Genomic DNA, 2,656 nt, shown 5'->3' with positions numbered 1-2,656 from the left:
GGGGTTGACAAAAATACATTGTACCTTTTCTTCATCGATTATCCCGAAGCCGACAAAAAAGGTTTTATGCCCCTTACCGGTCATTACGGATTTATTTTTAACTTTGGGATGGACTATGAGATTATGGCCCACGAGTTGGCCCACGGCGCGTTTAACCTGCGCCATCCTTTCAGTCCGGAAAGCACTTACCAGCTAACCGAAGGTACCACCGATAACCTGATGGATTATGGTAAGCCCCAGGGCACGGGGTTGTGGAAGTACCAATGGGATCTCATTCATGACCCCCAAAATATGCTGTTTGCGTTTGCTCAGGATGAGGAAGAGGGGGCGATGGTGTCGGATGACCTGAACAGGCTGTTAAGGATTTTAAAACATTCCGGTACGAATTCTTTTGCTTTTGGAATCAAATGTTCAGCCCTGACCACCGAATCCGATGGCATGGTTTTCAAAATCAAAGGAGAATCCTACCACGTGTTTTTCATGAAATACAGCTATGTAGGGGAAGAAATAGAAATAAGTTCCTATGACTTTGACGAAAGCAGCATCCCGAAAAACCTGAATGTAGAAGGGATAGACATACCGGACGGACTGGACAAGTTTATCGTGTTGAACCAAATGGATGCAGGGGAAGTTGTTTCCCATTTATGCACGCAATTACAAGAGGATTATTCCAAAGCATGCCAGACCGGTTCACTGAATGATGTTGACAACCTTTACACCAAATTTGGCAATGACATTATGCAGTGCTTTGATGCACTGGAACTTTCCCCGGGCGGGTATACCTTGACAGAGATAACCGAAATACTCACCCAGCTTCAATCAGAAGCCCGGGACAACCAACAATTTGAATTTACCCAGAACGGGCTTGTTTACAGGCTGAACGAACAAGGACAAGCTGAAATCATAGAAGATGCGCCAAGCGATGCCGATATAAACGCCGGTAATTGGACAAATGGCAGCATTGACATGAAAATGCGTGTCGGGTTCAATGCCGATGGTATTTTTCAATTTGCGGCCATAGGCATAAGAAAGAACCTACAATTGGCAAAGGTTAATGGAGAGCAAAAAACGGCAACTCTGACCGATATATCGGCCAACATGCTGACCAAAAACAATGCCCTGTTAAAAGAACACCGAGTTAAAGACATTGAAGCTACCTTAAACAGTGCCGGGGCAAACCTTGACAGCGATGCCTTCCCCGATGGAAAGAAAGTTGAGATTGACAAGAGTGCAACGTTTGTAAAGATACTATGTGAAGCCGGAGGTGTTGGTATATCCTTCCTAAAAACTGCTGAAATAGAGCAGCCGGTTTATTTGGACGGGCAGGAAAACACGATAAAAGCCCCGCCAATTGGAACGGGTAGCCTCGAAGGTGGCGCAATGGCCGTTACTGATATTACCAGCATGGCAACCATGATCCATGATTTGGTTACCGATAAGGATGCCAGAGCAGAAGCCAGAGAAGGATTTAAAGCCATAAAAGAGCAGGTTGTAGACGATCCCTCGCTATTGTTCCCAATCCTGGGTGAAATAGCACTGGAAGAATTTACCGGAAGCGGTTCCGAAGGTTTTGAGGAAATGCTCAACACTGAAACCAACAGCGGACGCAAAGGCCATCTGGTATCTAAAACAAGTGTAAGGACTGCAACCAGCGTATTTGCAACAGGTAAATTTATAACCAAGTTGCCCGATATGGCCGTCAAAATGGCGGCAAAAATGCCAAAAGCCAAATTGTGGCTAAGGTTCAGAAATCTTGATGAAGCCCTCTCTGCCGATTTATTGGAAAAACTGGATGATTTACCGGACGGTGGCAATAAGTTCTTAGATGATTTTGCCGGGGCATCGGATGAAACGCTTAATAAGTTCCTGAACAAGCCTGAACTTATTGAAGCCTGGAAGAAAATGGACAATCTGGGAGCTGATGATGCTTTGAGGCAGAATCCCGGGGCTTTGGAAGCGTTGTCTAAACCAAAGTTTGATAGACCTAGTCCTAGTGAATATCTTGATGCTGATTATATTACTAATCATTTAAGCAGATTTGAAGATGGAGTTGTGAAAATAGCACCAAGTCCACCATCTGGGGCTATAGGCCCACCAACAGGCGGCACATTTGTTTTGCCAAAATCACAAGCCGATGAATTAATTGAACAAGCTGGCGGTGATGTTAAGGAACTTGAAAGATTATTAGGTTTAGATGAAGGATTTCTTGGTTCAAGTCCAGTAAGAATTGATGTTGAAAGTCCAACTGGTCTGCGGATGCCTGATGGTAATGAGTTTGGAGCTAATGATAAATGGATACCCGGAGGTAAAACATCAGGAGGCATATTTGAAGCAACTGTAGACCAAATCCAGCCAGGCACATTTACAGTAAATTCTATTTTAAAATAAAAGAGAGAAGCATGGATGAGAAAATATTAAAGGATTATGGTTGGTGTCAAATAATACAACGTGAAACTGAATATATAATCCGTTACGATGGTGGAGGAATTGCAATTCACATGATGGATGAAAAGATAAGTAAATCCCAAGCTGATAAAGCTTTAATTAATCAATATGAAGCTGAGCAAATTGTTAAAGAAATTTTGAGAAACAAAAACCAATCCTAACCGGGTTGGTTTTTTATTTTGCATACGCTTGCCTGGCCCTAACATCTCTT

2 protein-coding genes are annotated in these 2,656 nt (G+C 43.2%); both read left to right on the top strand.

All coding sequences use genetic code 11. The features are described 5' to 3' along the window. Window positions 1-2,388, top strand: a 2,388-nt coding sequence (locus tag OQ5_RS23605; protein ID WP_218054558.1) for a hypothetical protein, incomplete at its 5' end; no start/stop codon positions are given. Window positions 2,389-2,399: 11 nt separating this feature from the next. Further along, window positions 2,400-2,606, top strand: a complete 207-nt coding sequence (locus tag OQ5_RS0114910) for a hypothetical protein (protein WP_016778250.1) — start codon at window positions 2,400-2,402, stop codon at window positions 2,604-2,606. The last annotated feature ends 50 nt before the right edge of the window (window positions 2,607-2,656 follow it).

The sequence above is a fragment of the Anaerophaga thermohalophila str. Valhall genome (genome assembly GCF_000250735.1).
GTDB lineage: Bacteria > Bacteroidota > Bacteroidia > Bacteroidales > Marinilabiliaceae > Anaerophaga > Anaerophaga thermohalophila_A.
The sequence above is the reverse complement of the archived record's forward strand: the minus strand, read 5'-3'. Positions and strand labels throughout refer to the sequence as shown.

Bases quoted from the DNA above. Each gene is read 5' to 3' on its own strand.
- OQ5_RS0114910 (WP_016778250.1), top strand. From the start codon at position 2,400: ATGGATGAGAAAATATTAAAGGATTATGGTTGGTGTCAAATAATACAA.